This window comes from Vibrio lentus (genome assembly GCF_030409755.1).
Lineage (GTDB): Bacteria > Pseudomonadota > Gammaproteobacteria > Enterobacterales > Vibrionaceae > Vibrio > Vibrio lentus.
In genome coordinates, this window is the sequence record NZ_JAUFQE010000002.1 from 378,162 (window position 1) to 395,934 (window position 17,773).

Here is a 17,773-nt window from a genome sequence, read left to right on the forward strand (position 1 = left end):
TGCTTCATATCCGGAGAGCACTTAAATTATGATGGATCGATTACGCGAAGGCGTGAATAGCATCGCGGTAAAAATTATCCTTGGGTTGATTATCCTGTCATTCGTATTCGCAGGTGTAGGCAGCTACATCACCGGTGGCGGTAACAACGCAGCAGCTAAAGTTGGCAATACAGAAATCGCTCGTGGTGAGTTCGAACAGGCTTACCAAAACGAACGTAATCGCATGCAGTCTCAACTAGGCGATTACTTTGCCCAAATGCTTGCAGACCCTGCATACGTAGAGTCTTTCCGTAAATCAGTTCTTGATCGCATGATCAATGACGTTCTACTTGAACAGCAAGCTGAGTCTTTAGGTCTACGAATCAGTGATACTCAAATCCGTACAATGATTCTAGAAATGCCTCAATTCCAAACGGCTGGTCAATTCGACCAAGAAGTTTACCAATCGGCATTACGTCGTGCAGGTTTCAGCGCAGAAAGCTTCGCTGAATACATGCGTCGTGATCTAATGCGCAACCAGCTTGTTACTGCCCTACAAGGCAGCGAATTCGTTCTTCAAGGTGAGATCGATACGCAAAGCAAGCTTATTGCTCAAACTCGTGACATCCGTACTGTGACTCTTTCTGTTGCTGACCTAGCAAAAGACATCGAGTTAACTGACGAACAAATCGAACAGTACTACCAAGAGAACCCAGCAGCTTACACTCGTCCAGAGCAAGCTAAGGTGTCTTACATTGAACTTTCTGCTGAAGCACTTAAGTCTCAGCTTGAAGTTAGCGATGAAGAAGCTCAGAAATACTACCAAGAGCACTTAGACAAGTACTCAACTGAAGAGCAACGTAAAGTTAGCCACATCCTAGTTCAAGGCGATGACGAAGCGAAAGCTCAGTCTATCCTAGACGAGCTAAATGCAGGCGCTGATTTTGCTACGCTAGCAGAAGAGAAATCTGACGACTTCGGTAGTGCGGATGTTGGCGGTGACCTAGGTTGGATTGAACGTGATGTTATGGACCCAGCATTTGAAGACGCGGCTTTCGCTCTTGAGAATATTGGCGATACGACTGGTCTAGTTAAATCTGATTTCGGCTACCACATCATCAAGCTAGACGAACTAAAAGCATCTCAAGCTCAGCCTTACACTGAAGTAGCGGCAGAGATTAAGACAGAGCTTCTAGACCAGCACGCAGTTGATCAGTTCTACGAGCAACAAACTGAACTTGAAAAAGTAGCGTTTGAATTCCCAGATTCTCTAGACGACTCTGCTGAAGCTATCAACGCGAAAATCACGACGACGGATTTCATCTCTCAAGCTGACGCTCCAGAAGTTCTGATGACGCCTGCAGTAATGCAAGCTATCTTGAGCCCTGAAGTAAAAGAAGACGGTCTGAACTCTGAAGTTATCGAAGTTGCACCTGAGCACGTGATTGTTGTTCGTGTAGAAGAGACTCGTGACGAAACAGTTCTTCCTCTAGCTGAAGTGAAAGATCAAGTTGTCGCTGCACTGTCTGCGGTACAAGCAGAGCAACAAGCGGTTGAGCTTGGTGTATCTCTTGTTAACGAACTTAAGCAAGGTAACGAAGCGGTACTTTCAGACAACAACCTTGAGTTCACTGAACTTGAAACGATTGACCGTAACTCTCCACTTGCCGCTTCTGTATTCGCACTATCGAAACCAGAAGAAGGCCAAGCGGTATTTGGTCAATCTAAAGACCAAGACGGTAACATCGTCGTTGTTGAGCTTTCTAAAGTGACAGCTGAAATCAACCCAGCTTACAGCACTCAAATCGGTGCTCAGTTAGAGCGAGTTGGTAACCAACAAGATCTAACTAACGTATTAAACGTACTGCGCAAAAATGCAGACGTTGAATACTACGTAGTGGGTCAAGGTCAGTAAGCGTTTGATTACCTCAGTAGCAAGCTCAAGTTAGAGTTTACTACTGAGAATCAACATATGGTTGTTAAGCTCCAATTCAGATTTGTGAGCCAACAAACAAGCTGATGAAAACAAGATGTATAACAAAGCGGGTCACTTCGGTGACCCGCTTTATTTTTATCTGGCGTTTGTGTTATCTGCAGCGGCAAATACATAAGTTACCTTTTTTGTACAAAGGAACGGTTTATGCACGCGATATATTCAACACTACTTCTCTCATTTCTTATTACCCTAAGCTCTGCAGTGCTTGCTGATAGCCCAACTAAAGCTGAGCTATACGATGGCATTGAGATCACGGTAAACATCAACACAGCGACAGCAGAAGAGCTATCAGCCTTATTAGTAGGTGTGGGCGATAAGAAAGCAAAAGAGATTGTTGATTACAGAGAGAAGAACGGTGAGTTTGCCACTGCTGACAGTCTGGTTAACGTGAAAGGGATAGGTGAAGCCACGGTCGAAAAGAACCGTGAAAGAATTCAGCTTTGATTCGTTTGTCTATTCGTTATAAATAAAACGACAGCCATGAAGCCTCCAGTCAATGCTCCTGCTAGGTGGGCTTCAATGGCGACACGAGCATTAATCAGTTCGCCAGTCGTGCTAGAAGGGCCAACAAACTGCTCCCACGCTATCTTAGCGATTAATCCGAATACTAACAGCCAACTAGAGTTCCTGCCGTTCAGCGCCTCTCTGAGCGCGAATAAACCAAACAGCCCATGCAAAGTTCCCGATAAGCCGACATAGATTTGAATACTTGACAGCAATAGAGCGAATCCAGTGACTAAACTAATGAAAAGCAATGCGCTGAGCAGTTGTTTTTTATTAGGTTGAAACAGATAACTGATGATCCATAAGCCGGCTAGATTCATCAGTAGGTGCGAGTAGTTGGTATGTGAAAAGTTTCCTGTTAGGATCCGCCACCATTGCCCATCGGCGATCGCATTTTTATCCCAAACTACCCAAGCCTGCACAGGCTCTAGTTGGAATAAGACGCATAAAAGTGAAGTGAAAATTAAAACAGGGTACACATTAAATCCATGTCTCGTTATTGCCGCCAATGCAGCAAGGCTTTAAAAGCTTGTATATGTCAGTGGGTTACGCCACTAGAATCGAACGTTGAGCTTATCATTCTTCAGCATCCATCAGAAGAGCATCGTCCAATGGGAACGGCGCGTATTCTCTCGTTGTCTCTAAAAAACAGCGTGACGCTTGTGGGTGAAGACTTTTCAGAGAATACACAACTTAACGAGTTGCTGGCTGATGAGCAGTATCAACACGTGATTTTGTACCCTAGCGAACATTCTGTTTCTGTTGAGTCTGCAATCTGCCCACGTAAAAAACTGCGTGTGATTTTATTAGACGGGACATGGAAGAAAGCGTTCAAAATGTGGCAGGTATCGAGTAACTTGCACGCGCTACAAACCGTTCATTTACCCAAAGACCTTAAAGGTAATTACCGGATCCGCAAAGCTCCCAGTGAAAACAGCCTTTCAACCGTTGAAGCTGGCTATCATTTGCTTAGCTTGTTAGAAAATGACGTCGATTTTAGTCCATTGCTAACGGCATTTGACCAAATGATTCAGTTTCAAATCAATCAAATGCCGCCGGGCGTGTTTGAGAGAAACTACTTAGATTAAGCCGTTTTAGTAAAGTGAGTCAGGAATTAAAACTCGGTATGCGCCGAGAACAGTTGCTGATGCATTTTCTGAGCAAGATCATCGGTCATCGATGAAATGTAATCGGCTATCACGCGCATCTTTCTCGATTCATCTTCATGCAGCAGCCATTGCTTCTTGATTGGCAGTGGCAACAAACGTTCAGGATCGGCACTGAATGCTTCAAACATGTCCATGATGATCTGCTGACCCTTATATTCAATCACTTGAACCTGTGGAACTTGGATTACAAATTCACTGACAAAGCGTTTAAGCCTATCCAACGTAGCATCCATGCTCGGCTCAAGAAAAGCGTTATAAGCCAGCAGCACGTTCTCAAATTCTGTATCAACGGGCTTGATAGAAATACTGGTGAGTAGTGCGTTAACTATCCCACCTATCGCATCTTTTCTACGATATTGCTCTCCCGAAAAAAGCATTTCAGTAATCGAATCTAAATGCTCACAGATCCAAGGATCAGCCATCTCTTTCAATTGAGGATAAGCCGATTCGATCCATTGTGCTTTGGTTACCGAGCCAAGCACAATCGCATCTTCCAAATCATGCACGCCATAAGCGATATCATCGGCCAATTCCATGATCGAACAGTCGAGAGATTTGTATTTGGTTCTGTTGTGCTCAAGTGGTTCGGTGTGTGATTTCCTTTTCTGTTTGAGCAACTGTTGGTCATTGTTTGAAAGCGGCTCCAGTACCCAGTTAAACAGTTCTTCATCATGATCGTAGATGCCTTTTGCTGGCATCCAATCTTTAGCTCGAAGTTGTCGTTGATGCTTAACGGGCTCAGACTGCAATTTAGCTTGAACTTCACTAAGCAGAGAAGGGTACTTAATCAGACCTAACAGAGTTCGTCGAGACAGGTTCATCCCATGATGTTCAGTGTAGGGTTCTAATTGAGTCACGATTCGGAACGTTTGGGCATTGCCCTCAAAGCCGCCATGGTCGCGCATCATATAGTTCAACGCGACTTCACCACCGTGCCCATAAGGTGGGTGGCCAATGTCGTGAGCTAGGCATAGCGAGTCGATTAAACTGTCTGAAGGCAACAAATCTCGAAACTCGGGTTGTTTTTTCTTTAGCTGAGCGACAATCCCCGTACCAAGCTGAGCAGCTTCTAGTGAGTGGGTTAAGCGGGTACGGTGAAAATCATTCACCGTGGTGCCATGTACTTGTGTCTTGGCTTGTAAACGACGGAATGCAGCTGAGTGAAGTACGCGAGCACGATCGCGTTGATATGGGCTACGGTGATCGTCTCTTCTGATCTTATGCTCATCGTTGTTTCGATCTTGCCATTCTTGCTCGAGTACAAATGGTGGTTCGATTGGAGAAGTCAAAATAGCACCTATCAAATTGATTTTATTTAGATAATTACACTCAACTTATACCTAGCTAGCTGATTTCGTCTAGTGATAATTCGAAACTGGGTGCAAATGTCGTCAGAAAGTAATCCATCTCCGGGCTTTTGCGTTGTGATAGCGTCTCTTCAAGCCTGCGTTTGGCCTGTTCGTATTCGTGGTTTCCCGCGCTGAGTTCTTCCAAGCATTTGAGGTAAGCACAGATAGTGTCGGCTTGCTTGACGATGTTTTGTTCTTCTTTGTTTGCTGTTCCGGATATTAAGAAGGGCGCGAAATCGTCTTGGAACTCTTCCGGTAGCATTGAAAGCAGTCTTTGCTCTGCTGCCGCTTCTATCTTCTTGTACTCTTGGGCGATGTCTGGGTTGTAGTATTTAACCGGAGTTGGTAAATCGCCAGTCAGTACCTCGCTCGTATCGTGGTACATGCCAAGCAGAGCAATGTGCTCGGGGTTGAGCTGACCATCAAACTTCTTATTTTTAATTAATGCCAAGGCATGTGCGACGAAAGCCACCTGCAGGCTATGTTCTGAAATATTCTCGCTTGAGATTGAACGCATCAGGGGCCAGCGTTGAATCAGCTTCATACGGGCAAGATGGGCAAAGAAATGGCTTTGTTTCATAAGAGTCCTTATAGTACCAATCGTAGTAAATAACTGGTCATCCTAGCTTGTTAAAAAACTCGATAACTTTGTTAGAATTTTTGATTGTAGAATAACTACTTACCAAAAAATTCTGCCTTGTTCTCAAGTTTTTTTCCTACGCTATTTCTGGACACTTACTTACTGTGATTGGCAGCAACAATGCTCCACTCGTATCTTATGTAAACTCAAACAGTACGAGACAGCGGATACAAAAAAGGCTCCCAAACAGGAGCCTTTTAAGCATAGAAGTGATTGATTACAAGTTAAAGTCTTTTAAAACAGCAAATTGTAGTCATAACTTTTTGTGTTAATTAATCGACTGTGAGCTCATCTTGGCTGTAAGTCTGTAAGAAGCGCTCTAGGCGACCAATCGCGATTTCTAGATCTTCGATGTGCGGCAGAGTCACGATGCGGAAGTGATCCGGTTTCGGCCAGTTGAAGCCAGTACCTTGAACCAATAACACTTTCTCTTGCTTAAGGAAGTCGAGTACGAATTTCTGATCGTCTTTGATGTTGTACATGTTGGTGTCGATCTTAGGGAACAGGTACATCGCACCTTTTGGTTTCACACAAGAAACGCCAGGGATCTTGTTGATCAGTTCCCATGCACGGTCACGTTGCTCAAGCAGTCGACCACCAGGAAGAATCAGTTCGTTTATACTCTGATAGCCACCCAGTGCCGTTTGGATGGCGTGCTGCATTGGTACGTTGGCACACAAACGCATCGAGGCGAGCATTTCTAGTCCTTCGACATAGCCTTTCGCGATGTGTTTCGGACCCGTTAAGAACATCCAGCCACCACGGAAACCACATACACGGTAAGCCTTAGACAGACCATTGAATGTCACCATGAGTACATCTTCAGCCAGCGTTGCGACTGACGTGTGGACTGCACCGTCGTAAAGTACTTTGTCGTAGATTTCATCAGCGAAGATGATCAAACCGTGCTCACGCGCAATCTCAACAACTTGTAATAGGAAATCACGGCTGTATACCGCGCCCGTTGGGTTGTTCGGATTGATAAGAACGATGCCGCGCGTTTTTGGTGAGATCTTCGCGCGCATGTCATCTAAATCTGGATACCAATCAGCATCTTCATCACACATGTAGTGAACCGGCGTGCCACCAGAAAGCGCAACAGACGCTGTCCATAGTGGGTAGTCCGGAGCGGGAACTAAGATTTCATCACCATTATCCAGTAGCGCCTGCATAGACATAACGATAAGCTCTGATGCGCCGTTACCAATGTAAACGTCTTCTACATCAAGGTTACGTAGGCCTTTTTTCTGGTAGTGCTGAACAACCGCTTTGCGGGCTGAATAGATGCCTTTTGAGTCACAGTAACCTTGAGATGTCGGTAGGTTACGGATTACATCAACAAGGATTTCATCAGGGGCGTCAAAACCAAATGGGGCGGGGTTACCGATATTAAGCTTCAGTATTTTATGCCCTTCTTCTTCCATGCGTTTAGCATGTTTGAGTACAGGCCCCCTGATTTCGTAGCATACGCTGTTGAGTTTTGACGACATCCCGATATTTTGCATTGCCGATTTCCTGAAATTAATTTAAATACTTTATTAAAGTACCGCAAAACGGGGTTTGATAGAATAAAAATCTGATGAATGTCGCATTTCAGTGTCACGTTTGGTCTTTTTGTTGTCACTCTTTTCTAAATTTTAATTAATCGCTTTCTTTGTTATTGGCTAAGATGAATAAAGAGGTTGGATCGCTTAGAATCACAGGAATGTTCAAAAGATATAGTACATTCTTGATCTAAGTGGGTACTGCCCATAAAGTATCAAACTAATATAATAATAATAATTTAGATGTGAACGAGGTCGATTTGTCACATTTCCAGCAAACTATCTCCGCTTTGATTGAGCGAGTACAAAATGCCCAAGCAAGTGAAGTTCGTTGTGTTGAAGTTCTAACGCAAAAACCATCGTTTGCATTTATAGAATGGCTTCATGCTCAACCGCTCTTTCCAAAGTTCTACTGGCAGTCACGCGACACTCGTGAAGAAGTGGTCGCGCTCGGTCAACTGCATACTTTCTCCGATCCTGCTCCCGCGTATGCCATTCTTGGTGAAGACCAACGAATTTGGGGTGGACGTTCATTTGACGGACATACCGCAAAGAACCGCCGTTGCATGGAATCATTTTTCTTTCTTCCTCAGGTTGAATTAATTCGCTTTGACGACACTTGGTCGCTGGCGGTTAATTTGTCTCCTGATCGCGTTGCTACCATTAATGCCTTGAATAAGCTTTCTGTCGAAGCGGCGATATTGGCACCCTTGTCGGCGCACATTGAACAGATTAACCACGTTCCAGAACGAGAACAGTGGGGCAATCTGGTTGATAAAGTGCTTCAGGGCATCAGCGATGAAGAATATAAGAAAGTCGTATTAGCTCGTAGAACCACATTGCAATTGGATGCGCCAATCTGCGCGGCTCAGTTGCTCAAGGCCAGCTACCTGCAAAACCATCACAGCTTTCACTTTATGTTGGTATTGGATTCCAAACACAGCTTTATTGGCTCAACGCCAGAACGTTTGTACAGTCGATATGGCACTGAGCTTAATACTGAAGCGCTAGCGGGAACCATTGGTCGCGGAGAAAACGCGACAGAAGATATGGAGTTAGCCAACTGGCTTTCTCAAGACAGTAAAAACCTCAATGAAAACCAATATGTGGTTGACGATATCATTGAGCGTCTCGCTCCTCATTCTCAAACGGTACACGTTGAAAAAGAGGCGCGACTTGTGCGTTTGCGTAAGGTGCAGCATCTTAAGCGTAATATTCATGCTCAACTCAATACTGGTGTTAATGGTGTCCAGCTACTGGCTTCATTGCAACCAACAGCTGCCGTTGCGGGGTTACCTCGTAAAGAAGCGATGGATTTCATACTTGAACATGAACCGTTTGCGAGAGGCTGGTATGCAGGCTCTGTTGGTTATATTAGCCATCAACGCGCTGAATTCTGTGTCGCGATTCGAAGTGCCTTGATTGTAAATGATCAAGTACAACTGTTTGCGGGTGCCGGGATCGTGCCGGGATCGGTTGCTGAACATGAGTGGCAAGAGTTGAATAAGAAAATGTCGACTCTGCTCAGTTTAATTTCAGATCACCCACCTCTGGGTGTGGCGTCATGAATCACGACCAAGCCGTATTAAATAGAGTTTGGTGTCACACGTTACTTGAAGAGCTAGCCCGGAGTGGTGTTGAACATGTATGTGTCGCGCCAGGCTCGCGCTCAACGCCGTTAACACTCGAAGCTGAAGCCAATCCAAAACTGACGCTGCACACGCACTTTGATGAGCGTGGGCTTGGTTTTCTAGCGTTAGGTTTAGCGAAAGCCAGCGGTAAGCCAGTTGCTGTGATTGTCACCTCTGGCACTGCTGTTGCAAACCTTCTTCCTGCGACGGCTGAATCTGGGCTGACACGAGAAAAGCTGATTTTGCTGACCTCTGATCGACCTATCGATTTAGTCGACTGTGGCGCCAATCAAGCCATTCAACAACAGGGTATCTTTTCTTCCCATGTTGAAAGTGCTTTAAATCTACCAAGTCCAACCACACAGATTTCATTGAATTGGCTTCTAACATCGGTTGATAACGCGCTAGCGAAACAACGCAATGTTGGCGGTGCGATTCATATCAACTGTCCGTTCCCAGAGCCTCTATATTCTGCGAATAGCGCGGAAATGTATGCGGAATACACATCCAGTATCTCTGTGTGGAAGTCGGGAACAGGTTGTTACAGCCAAACGTTTTTACCTAATCAAGTGAATACACAACCGATTGCTCCAGGTGAGTATCTTGGACGTAAGGGTGTGGTTATTCTCGGTTCGCTCGATATTGAACAAGCGACAAAAGCTCAGCAGTTTGCTACTGCATTAGGCTGGCCAGTTTTTTGTGACCCTCAATCAGGTGTCAGCAGTGATTGGAAACATTATGATTTGTGGATGCAGAGTGACGTAGCCAAAGCGCAACTCAACCAATGTGATTTCATCCTTCAGTTCGGTGAGCGCATTGTTTCTAAGCGCCTTAATCATTGGATAAAGTCACAAGCAGCATCGTTTGATTGCACGCAATATGTAGTGGTTTCACCGGATGCGCATCGTATAAACCAAGATCATCTGTCTCAAACTCATATCGTCGCAAACATCGAACAATGGTTATCTGAGCAACATTTACCAAGCTTATTGGGTCAACATGCTGGCTGGGCCGTACCTTTGGTCGAAATTGCGAATACGGTTCAACAATTGGCATTGGCGCAAATATCCAATAATGACCAACTGACCGAGTTGAGCGTTGCAGTTGACTTGTCGACTAGACTTAAAGACAGAGAGTTGTTTGTGGGAAACAGCTTGATGGTAAGGCTGGTGGATATGCTGTCATCAATATCTGCGAATCAAGTTTACAGTAATCGTGGCGCATCGGGCATTGATGGCTTGGTGGCGACGGCTGCGGGTGTGGTGAAAGCCAACCAAAACCCCTTGATAATGTTGATTGGCGATACCTCTTTGCTTTACGACCTCAATTCACTGGCTCTGCTTACTCACAATGTAACGCCGATGGTGATTGTTGTGACCAACAATGATGGCGGTGCGATCTTTGACTTGTTGCCCGTTCCTGAGCAACAAAAACAATCTCTATATCAAATGCCCCATGGTTTCGGTTTTGAACATGCCGCTGCGCAATTCCAGCTTGGTTATGCGGCGCCAGAAACTTTGAACTGCTATCAAACGGTTGTCGAACAACATTTCGAACAAGGTCAGGGTACCTTGCTCGTTGAAGTTAAGACGCCTCCCGAACAAGCGTCTACTTTGCTGAAACAATTCAGTTCAATGCTCACCGAGGCATTAGCCTAAGGACTTTACATGCTTTACTCCAATTATTACCCAGCTGTACAAGAATCTTCTGACAAACCTTTGCTTGTTTTTCTACATGGTTTACTCGGAAGCGGGGATGATTGGAGCGCATGTCATCCATATCTAGAGGATTTTCCTCGTCTTTGCATAGATTTACCCGGGCACGGACAAAGTCGCTTTATCGATCCGGTAGGCTTTGATCATTGCTGCAAGAAAATCGTTCAGTGCATCACTTCTCAACTTGCTCTCAACGATCTTCCTGCGGATTACCCTATCGTGGTGATTGGCTACTCTATGGGTGGCAGGCTTGCCATGTATGGGGTGACAAGCCCTTGCTTCGAAACGCTCAATCTTGAGAAAGTCATTATTGAAGGTGGCAACTTTGGTCTGGAGCGTGATGAAGAACGAGCACAAAGGTTAGTACATGATACGCAATGGGCTGTCCGCTTTGCGCAGCAGTCGATTGAAGATGTTTTAGACGATTGGTATCAACAAAGCGTCTTTTCTTCACTAAATCATGAGCAAAGACAAACTTTGGTCATAAAGCGTAGTGGTAACCTTGGAGTATCCGTAGCAAATATGTTGTTATCTACTTCGTTAGCAAAGCAACCGGATTTACGTGCCACATTGAAATCTCATGAGCATCAATTGCATTATGTGTGTGGTGAAAAAGATCGTAAATTCATGGAGCTAGCTGAGAATAGTGGCTTTGAATATAGTCAGGTTGATTACGCTGGTCATAATGTTCATTTTGAGCAACCAGAGTTGTTTTCCAACCTGATCATCCAATGTATCGCCAGTCGTCGTTAAACTGACTGAGCGGTTCTCTCGTATCAAGCACTATCAAAAGCAGAGCAACACCGTCACGACTATTCGTTAGTCGTGGTCTCTAATAGAACAATGGGAATCACCATGGCTAAAACAGTAGGCATCACAGAAGAAGAACTTTACGCAGCAGTTAACTGGCGCGATGAAAGCAGTCAATTTGAAGATATTCAGTACCACAAGTCTGACGACGGTATTGCGAAAATCACGATTGCTCGTCCTCAAGTCCACAATGCGTTCCGTCCACAAACCGTAAAAGAGATGATCAATGCATTGGCTGATGCTCGTTATGACGAGAAGGTTGGCGTAATCATTTTGACGGGGCTTGGTGAGAAGGCGTTCTGTTCTGGTGGTGACCAAAGTATCCGTGGTGACTACGGCGGTTATCAAGATGATTCAGGTACACATCACCTGAACGTGCTTGATTTCCAACGTCAAATTCGTACTTGTCCAAAACCAGTAATCGCAGCGGTATCGGGTTGGGCCGTCGGTGGTGGTCATGTTCTTCACATGATGGCAGACCTTACCATTGCAGCTGAAAACGCTCAGTTCGGTCAGACAGGTCCTAAAGTAGGTTCATTCGATGGCGGTTGGGGTGCTTCTTACATGGCTCGTATCGTTGGCCAAAAGAAAGCGCGTGAAATCTGGTTCTTGTGTCGTTTCTACGATGCTCAAGAAGCATTGGACATGGGTCTAGTAAACACGGTCGTGCCCGTTGCCGACCTAGAAAAAGAAACGGTTCGTTGGTGTCGTGAGGTTCTTCAACACAGCCCAATGGCGCTGCGTTGCTTGAAAGCCGCACTAAACGCTGACTGTGACGGCCAAGCTGGTCTTCAAGAGTTGGCGGGTAACGCAACTATGATGTTCTACATGACAGAAGAAGGCCAAGAAGGCCGAAACGCATTTAACGAGAAGCGTCGACCTGATTTCGACAAATTCCCGCGTAACCCATAGTCTTTCTCTTCTTTAAAATGAGTCGCTAATAGCGGCTCGTTTTGTTTTGATGTTCCCCGTTTTTTAGGAAACTTTATGAACTCAGTGAATTCTCAGCGTCACGCTAAACTCTACCGTTATCAATTACCTATGGATAGTGGTGTGATTCTTCGTGACAATAAGTTGAACGAACGCGTTGGTTATATCATCCAACTTGAGTGTGATGGTAAAACTGGTTTTGGCGAAGTTGCACCTTTGCCAGGTTTTAGCCAAGAAGATGCTGAACAAGCTGGCATTCAGCTGCAACACGAATTAGAGCTTTGGAGCCACAATAACCCTCAAACGCCTTTTGATGAGTTATATCCTTCTGTTGCCTTCGGTTTTTCGATGGCGATGATGGAATTACGAGGCGAACTCAACGCTGAAGGTAACTACCAAGCGGCACCGTTGTGTACAGGCGATCCAGATGAATTGATCCCTGTGCTGAATGAGATGAAAGGCGAGAAGGTCGCCAAAGTAAAAGTCGGTCTCTACGAAGCGATTCGTGATGGCATGCTTGTCAGCTTATTCCTTGAGTCGATCCCTGATTTGACCCTAAGGCTTGATGCCAACCGCGCGTGGAAACCAGAAAAAGCCAAGCAGTTCATCAAGTACATTTCGCCTTCACTGCGTCAACGTATTAGTTTTATTGAAGAGCCTTGCCAGAAACCTGAAGATAGCTTAGCTTTTGCTATTGACCACGGTGTTGCTATTGCATGGGACGAAACACTACAAGAAGCGGTAAGAAGTCCAGAGTTTAATCTTAGTGACTTAACGGGTGTTAAAGCGGTAGTGATTAAACCAACCTTGATTGGCTCAGTAGAGCGTTGTGTTGCTATCATTGAACGCGCGCAACAACTTGGTATTAAACCTGTACTAAGCTCAAGTATAGAGTCTAGCCTTGGCTTAACTCAGATTGCTCGATTGGCACAACAGTACTTGCCTAATGAAGTTCCAGGGCTTGATACGATTGGCTTGTATCAGCAACAGCTAGAAGTCTCTTGGCCGGGTTGTCAGCTTCCTGTTTCAACGCTTGAACAGCAGCAATTGATTTGGTCTTCTTAGGCTGGCGTTCGATTGGCTTAGACCGTTCTCAATCTATAACTTGGTTATCTTATGATGCGCCCACAATCTGATCATCACCCGCTCTGGGTACAGTGGGCGCAGCAGAACCCACATCAAACAGCGTTAGTGACTCCTAACCGCGCTTACACTTGGCAGCAAGTGTTTGTGCTGGTGAGTGAGTACCAACAACAGCTATCTCATCAAGGCCTATCTGAAGGTGATGTACTGACGATTGTCGGTAAGAACCAAGCTGAAGTGATTCCGGCTTATCTTGCCGCACTCAATTTGGGTGTGGTTTGCGCGTTTACCATGCCTCAGCCGAAAGCTCGTTTAACGCAGAAGCTTGAATCCCTCTATGGTCAGCTAGACAGACGTTACCTTTGGCTATTAGATAGCTGTGGGTTAGATCATTCTGATGCTGTTGACCTCAAGACTGTATTGGTGACGCTACCTTGCTTGAACGAAGTTGAGGTCGATGGTGATGACAAACCAACAACACCGCAAAATCCTAACTTTAATCCTCAATCTTTAGCGACCATCGTATTCACTTCTGGCTCTACCGGAAACCCGAAAGCGGTGGCTCACACATTGCAGCAACACTTATGTTCAGCTCAGGGGTTATTAGACGTTTTCAACTTTGAACAAGCTGACACTTGGTTGCTTAGCTTGCCGATGTACCATGTGTCGGGATTGGCGATTGTCCATCGTTGGTTGGCGGCTGGTGGCTGCATCAAAATAGGGTCAGGTAAGCTTGAGTCAGACATCGAAGGTTGCAGTCATGCCTCTTTAGTGGCTACTCAACTACATAGGTTATTGCAGGGTAAGCAAGCACTTACTCTAACTCATGTGCTTTTAGGCGGTAGCCATATCCCTGAGTCTCTTGGGCTCGAAGCTCAACGAATGGGCATTGAAACATGGCTTGGATATGGCATGACAGAAGCGGCTTCAACAGTGACCGCGAAGCCAGTCGATTCTAGTAATACTGCAGGTTTTGTTCTCGACCAACGCCAGTTAAAAATTGAAGATCAACGTATCTTTATCGGCGGCAATACGCTTGCTTCTGGTTATTATTATCAGGGTGAGGTAACGCCATTAGTTGATGAGAACGGTTGGTTCGACAGTAAAGACCTTGGCGAGTGGGATGGCGAACAAGTGTCTATTATTGGTCGTGCTGATAATCAGTTTATTTCTGGGGGAGAGAATATCCACTGTGAAGAAATTGAACGAGCACTGAATCAGTTATCTTTAATCAATCAGGCGTTTATCGTTCCAATTGAAGATGATGAGTTCGGGTTTCGACCTGTCGCTATTGTGGATTGTACGGATTTACCAACCAAAGAATGGTTTGCTGAACAATTAAATGGCAGTCTTGAACGGTTCAAATTTCCTGTCGAGTACTATCGAATGCCTCATCAAGAACAGTTAGGTATTAAGGTTTCACGCGCAGGGTTGGCACAATGGCTACAGCAGATACGTTCTAAATAGAGCTGAGAACAATAAAACGAAGCGCAATACACGGTGACTAGTCGTAATTGCGCTTCAGGGGGTTGTGATGGTGGTGAAACCATCACAAATTCTTAATATTCTATCTGGTCATTAAGGCTTTTATCTTTGCATCTGGCTGTTTAGCTTAAGCGAGTGCCTTCTTCATTTGTTCAGCAACCTTATCTACCTTACCTAAACCGATAATGACTTGTAGGCCACCTTTTCCAATAGGCACGACGCCTGCAGCACCTAGTTTTTTCAGTTTGTCACTGTCTGCTACTGACGAGTCTTTTACTGTTAAGCGTAAGCGAGTAATACAGTTGTCCACTTCTAGAATGTTGTCTGCACCACCAATAGCTTCGATGTAGTTGTTGGTTAGGCTAACTAACGCTTCTGGAGATTTTGTCTCGCCTTCTGCTTCCATCTCTTCACCACGACCCGGAGTACGTAGATTGAACTTGATGATAGCGAAACGGAAAATACCGTAGTAAAGCGCGAAGAACACTACACCTTGAACTAATAACATGTACCAGTTAGTCGCTAACGGGTTTTGGCTTGATAGCACCAAGTCAACAAAGCCTGCAGAGAAGCCAAAACCTGCCATCCATTCCATGCTTGCTGCAATGTAAAGCGACAGACCTGTTAACACAGCGTGCACTAGGAACAATACAGGTGCTAGAAACATAAAGCTGAACTCTAGAGGCTCAGTGATGCCAGTGAAGAACGAAGCCATTGCTGCGGCAAGCATGATGGCGAATACTTGGTTCTTGTTTTTCGCGTCAGCGCAGTGGTACATCGCCAATGCTGCTGCAGGTAAACCAAACATCATGATAGGGAAGAAGCCTGCTTGGTACATGCCAGTTTTACCCGGAATGCCTGTGCCGTTAGCGATAGATTGTGCGCCGCCTAGGAAGTTTGGAATGTCGTTAATACCCACAACGTCGAACCAGAACACTGGGTAGAGTGCGTGGTGCATGCCTATTGATAGGAACAAACGGTTGAAGAAGCCAAACAGACCAGCACCCACAGCGCCCATGCTTTCTAGCTTGATACCCAATACGATCAGAGCATCGTACACAGCTGGCCAGATGTATAGCAGAGCAAAAGAGAGCGCCATACCTGCGATTGAGGTAAGGATAGGAACCAAACGCTTACCGCTGAAGAATGCTAAAGCTTGAGGAAGCTCAACCGTTGAGTAGCGATTGTAGATCTCAGCAGAGATGATACCGACAATGATACCCACGAATTGGTTGCTGATTTTTCCGAATGCAGCTGGTACTTCACTTAACTCAACATCCATCAATTGAGCAACTGAGCCCGGAGCAAGTAGCGTGGTGACGACTAGGAACATCACAAAACCAGACAGTGCCGCAGAACCATTCTTATCACGGCTTAAACCAAAGGCAACACCCACCGCGAACAGAACCGCCATGTTGTCGATGATCGCACCGCCTGATTTGATCAAGAATGCGGCTAAGATACTTTCAGAACCCCAACCAACAGGATCCAACCAGTAGCCGATCCCCATAAGGATTGCTGCAGCTGGCAGTGTGGCTACGGGAACCATCAATGCCTTACCTACTTTTTGCATATACCCGAGTATATTCATACGTGCCCCTAAGTTTGTAATTAATTTTTTTAATGTTTCTGCTCGTCAACGTATGGAGTTAAATATTGATCGAGGCAGGGTTTTAAGTAACTGCGGCTATTAGAAACTTATTTCTTAATGCAAACAAACGAAACGGGTAGTACTATGAATTAAAATTTTTAATGCATGAGTTCGTATGGCTAACCATCAATCTTTACTGAGAAATCTTCATACTTTTAATGTTGCTGCCGAGAAAATGAGCTTTACGTTAGCCGCGAAAAAGTTGCATCTGACTCAGGGAGCCGTTAGCCATCGAATCAAAGTGTTGGAAGGTGAACTCGGATTTAACTTGTTTGTGCGAGGGACTCGTAAGCTGGAATTGACCGAAGAAGGGCAACGCTTTCAACGCACGTTATCGAAGTCGTTGAGCTCTATTTTTGGTGAGATCGAAGACATTACCAACACCGACTTGTACGGTCAGATCAATATCGGTACCAGTCCTGCCTTTGCAAACAGTTGGTTGCTACCAAGGCTAGCTGATTTCAAACAGCGATACCCAAAGTTCAACCTCAATATTTTCTCTCAAGAAGAGCAAGATTTTCATCAAAATCATCTCGATGTCGCCATTTACTATGGTGCTGAAGATCTAAAAGATATGCATCGCCAGCGTCTGTTTGGTGAAAAGTATATTCCGGTATGTACGCCGAGTTATGCCGCTGAACACGACATCTTTGATGATGGTTTAGAGTCGTTACACCGGATTAATTTCATTCATGCGCTAGGCTCTGATGTTTGGCAGCGTTGGATTAAGCACAATCAACTCGATGTAAATCTGTTTGAGCAGTTTTATTGTGTGAGTCATCGCGATATGGGTGTGCAGAGTGCTCTGCATAATATCGGTGTGGCGATGGGGCGCTATCATTTTGTTAAGCCGTACATTGAGACTGGTGAGCTCATAACGCCTTATCCAAGTATGGATACTGATAAAGGATACGACTTGATCTGTCCGTTAGGCACTGAAAAACGGCCTAAGGTAAGAACCTTTATTAAGTGGCTAGAGGGGCAATTGGGCTAGGTTAGTTAATTTAGCAATTAGATAGTTCAAAACAGAATTTATTATCTTTATAACCATCCATCATAATAAGTCCTATAAATAACGGATTATAGAATAAGGTCTTATTATGAAAATTGCCCTCATCATCGCGGTTTTACTGCAGATAGGCCAAGCAGTGACTTCGTCTGGGCTGACACGATCGTTGGCTGAACTCACCGCATTTGTGTTGGTTGTGGTACTTGTTTTAATGAAAAGAGAGAGCAAGAAGAGTGATAAGCCCCTGTTTGATTTGTGATTGTTGCAATAAAGAATAT

At 45.0% G+C, this 17,773-nt stretch carries 16 protein-coding genes; 11 read left to right on the forward strand and 5 right to left on the reverse strand.

Annotated elements, in window-relative coordinates; genetic code table 11:
• Positions 1–28: 28 nt before the first annotated feature.
• Positions 29–1,894 carry a peptidylprolyl isomerase gene (ppiD, locus tag QWZ07_RS10065; RefSeq protein WP_017110084.1) on the forward strand — a complete coding sequence of 622 codons (1,866 nt, stop codon included), beginning with the start codon at positions 29–31 and terminating at the stop codon, positions 1,892–1,894.
• A gap of 225 nt (positions 1,895–2,119) precedes the next feature.
• Positions 2,120–2,419 carry a ComEA family DNA-binding protein gene (locus QWZ07_RS10070; RefSeq protein ID WP_192853221.1) on the forward strand — a complete coding sequence of 100 codons (300 nt, stop codon included), beginning with the start codon at positions 2,120–2,122 and terminating at the stop codon, positions 2,417–2,419.
• On the opposite strand, the gene rrtA is transcribed toward QWZ07_RS10070, so the two are convergent.
• Positions 2,410–2,958 carry a rhombosortase gene (gene rrtA / locus QWZ07_RS10075; RefSeq protein ID WP_192853222.1) on the reverse strand — a complete coding sequence of 183 codons (549 nt, stop codon included), beginning with the start codon at positions 2,956–2,958 and terminating at the stop codon, positions 2,410–2,412. The two genes, QWZ07_RS10070 and rrtA, sit on opposite strands and share 10 nt — an antisense overlap.
• A gap of 9 nt (positions 2,959–2,967) precedes the next feature.
• Between rrtA and QWZ07_RS10080 the strand changes: the two genes are divergently transcribed.
• Complete coding sequence (locus QWZ07_RS10080; protein ID WP_192853223.1) at positions 2,968–3,567, forward strand: tRNA-uridine aminocarboxypropyltransferase; 600 nt, start codon at positions 2,968–2,970, stop codon at positions 3,565–3,567.
• 26 nt (positions 3,568–3,593) lie between these two features.
• Here the strand turns inward: QWZ07_RS10080 and QWZ07_RS10085 are convergent, their stop codons facing one another.
• The 3 genes from QWZ07_RS10085 to QWZ07_RS10095 all read right to left on the reverse strand — a co-directional run bounded on the left by QWZ07_RS10085 (position 3,594) and on the right by QWZ07_RS10095 (position 7,142).
• A complete protein-coding gene (locus QWZ07_RS10085) occupies positions 3,594–4,937 on the reverse strand; it encodes an anti-phage deoxyguanosine triphosphatase (RefSeq protein WP_192853224.1) in 1,344 nt (447 codons plus the stop codon).
• A 55-nt stretch (positions 4,938–4,992) separates the two neighbouring features.
• Positions 4,993–5,577 (reverse strand): 5'-deoxynucleotidase, encoded by a 585-nt coding sequence (gene yfbR, locus QWZ07_RS10090; RefSeq protein WP_192853225.1) that lies wholly within the window; start codon positions 5,575–5,577, stop codon positions 4,993–4,995.
• Positions 5,578–5,909: 332 nt separating this feature from the next.
• Positions 5,910–7,142: a pyridoxal phosphate-dependent aminotransferase gene (locus QWZ07_RS10095; protein ID WP_017110067.1), complete on the reverse strand. Its 1,233-nt coding sequence runs from the start codon at positions 7,140–7,142 to the stop codon at positions 5,910–5,912.
• Between the two features lie 299 nt (positions 7,143–7,441).
• On the opposite strand from QWZ07_RS10095, the gene QWZ07_RS10100 reads away from it, so the two are divergent.
• The 6 genes from QWZ07_RS10100 (at position 7,442) to menE (ending at position 14,817) form a co-directional block, all read left to right on the forward strand.
• Entirely contained in the window at positions 7,442–8,749 is a 1,308-nt protein-coding gene (locus QWZ07_RS10100) for an isochorismate synthase (RefSeq protein WP_192853226.1), read from the forward strand.
• Positions 8,746–10,470 (forward strand): 2-succinyl-5-enolpyruvyl-6-hydroxy-3-cyclohexene-1-carboxylic-acid synthase, encoded by a 1,725-nt coding sequence (gene menD, locus QWZ07_RS10105; protein WP_192853227.1) that lies wholly within the window; start codon positions 8,746–8,748, stop codon positions 10,468–10,470. Before QWZ07_RS10100 ends, menD begins: the two co-directional genes overlap by 4 nt.
• A 9-nt stretch (positions 10,471–10,479) precedes the next feature.
• Complete coding sequence (gene menH / locus QWZ07_RS10110) at positions 10,480–11,280, forward strand: 2-succinyl-6-hydroxy-2,4-cyclohexadiene-1-carboxylate synthase (RefSeq protein WP_017110064.1); 801 nt, start codon at positions 10,480–10,482, stop codon at positions 11,278–11,280.
• 102 nt (positions 11,281–11,382) lie between these two features.
• Positions 11,383–12,249: a 1,4-dihydroxy-2-naphthoyl-CoA synthase gene (gene menB, locus QWZ07_RS10115; protein ID WP_010439547.1), complete on the forward strand. Its 867-nt coding sequence runs from the start codon at positions 11,383–11,385 to the stop codon at positions 12,247–12,249.
• A 75-nt stretch (positions 12,250–12,324) separates the two neighbouring features.
• Positions 12,325–13,332 (forward strand): o-succinylbenzoate synthase, encoded by a 1,008-nt coding sequence (gene menC, locus QWZ07_RS10120; RefSeq protein ID WP_017110063.1) that lies wholly within the window; start codon positions 12,325–12,327, stop codon positions 13,330–13,332.
• A gap of 51 nt (positions 13,333–13,383) precedes the next feature.
• Positions 13,384–14,817 carry an o-succinylbenzoate--CoA ligase gene (gene menE / locus QWZ07_RS10125; protein WP_192853228.1) on the forward strand — a complete coding sequence of 478 codons (1,434 nt, stop codon included), beginning with the start codon at positions 13,384–13,386 and terminating at the stop codon, positions 14,815–14,817.
• 145 nt (positions 14,818–14,962) lie between these two features.
• Here menE and nagE read toward each other — a convergent pair whose 3' ends face one another.
• On the reverse strand, positions 14,963–16,408 hold the full coding sequence (gene nagE, locus QWZ07_RS10130; RefSeq protein WP_029223441.1) for an N-acetylglucosamine-specific PTS transporter subunit IIBC: 1,446 nt from the start codon (positions 16,406–16,408) through the stop codon (positions 14,963–14,965).
• A 193-nt stretch (positions 16,409–16,601) separates the two neighbouring features.
• Here nagE and QWZ07_RS10135 point away from each other — a divergent pair, with 193 nt between their 5' ends.
• Together QWZ07_RS10135 and QWZ07_RS10140 are read left to right on the forward strand one after the other, a co-directional pair.
• Positions 16,602–17,480, forward strand: coding sequence for a LysR substrate-binding domain-containing protein (locus tag QWZ07_RS10135; protein WP_017105244.1), 879 nt, complete (start codon positions 16,602–16,604; stop codon positions 17,478–17,480).
• A gap of 106 nt (positions 17,481–17,586) precedes the next feature.
• On the forward strand, positions 17,587–17,754 hold the full coding sequence (locus tag QWZ07_RS10140; RefSeq protein ID WP_004736103.1) for a hypothetical protein: 168 nt from the start codon (positions 17,587–17,589) through the stop codon (positions 17,752–17,754).
• Positions 17,755–17,773: the final 19 nt, after the last annotated feature.

What these genes read in the sequence shown, in the direction of transcription:
- ppiD (WP_017110084.1), top strand. Translation starts at nt 29, where the DNA reads ATGATGGATCGATTACGCGAAGGCGTGAATAGCATCGCGGTAAAAATT.
- QWZ07_RS10070 (WP_192853221.1), top strand. Translation starts at nt 2,120, where the DNA reads ATGCACGCGATATATTCAACACTACTTCTCTCATTTCTTATTACCCTA.
- QWZ07_RS10080 (WP_192853223.1), top strand. Translation starts at nt 2,968, where the DNA reads ATGTCTCGTTATTGCCGCCAATGCAGCAAGGCTTTAAAAGCTTGTATA.
- yfbR (WP_192853225.1), bottom strand. Translation starts at nt 5,577, where the DNA reads ATGAAACAAAGCCATTTCTTTGCCCATCTTGCCCGTATGAAGCTGATT.
- QWZ07_RS10095 (WP_017110067.1), bottom strand. Translation starts at nt 7,142, where the DNA reads ATGCAAAATATCGGGATGTCGTCAAAACTCAACAGCGTATGCTACGAA.
- menD (WP_192853227.1), top strand. Translation starts at nt 8,746, where the DNA reads ATGAATCACGACCAAGCCGTATTAAATAGAGTTTGGTGTCACACGTTA.
- menH (WP_017110064.1), top strand. Translation starts at nt 10,480, where the DNA reads ATGCTTTACTCCAATTATTACCCAGCTGTACAAGAATCTTCTGACAAA.
- menB (WP_010439547.1), top strand. Translation starts at nt 11,383, where the DNA reads ATGGCTAAAACAGTAGGCATCACAGAAGAAGAACTTTACGCAGCAGTT.
- menC (WP_017110063.1), top strand. Translation starts at nt 12,325, where the DNA reads ATGAACTCAGTGAATTCTCAGCGTCACGCTAAACTCTACCGTTATCAA.
- menE (WP_192853228.1), top strand. Translation starts at nt 13,384, where the DNA reads ATGATGCGCCCACAATCTGATCATCACCCGCTCTGGGTACAGTGGGCG.
- nagE (WP_029223441.1), bottom strand. Translation starts at nt 16,408, where the DNA reads ATGCAAAAAGTAGGTAAGGCATTGATGGTTCCCGTAGCCACACTGCCA.
- QWZ07_RS10135 (WP_017105244.1), top strand. Translation starts at nt 16,602, where the DNA reads ATGGCTAACCATCAATCTTTACTGAGAAATCTTCATACTTTTAATGTT.
- QWZ07_RS10140 (WP_004736103.1), top strand. Translation starts at nt 17,587, where the DNA reads ATGAAAATTGCCCTCATCATCGCGGTTTTACTGCAGATAGGCCAAGCA.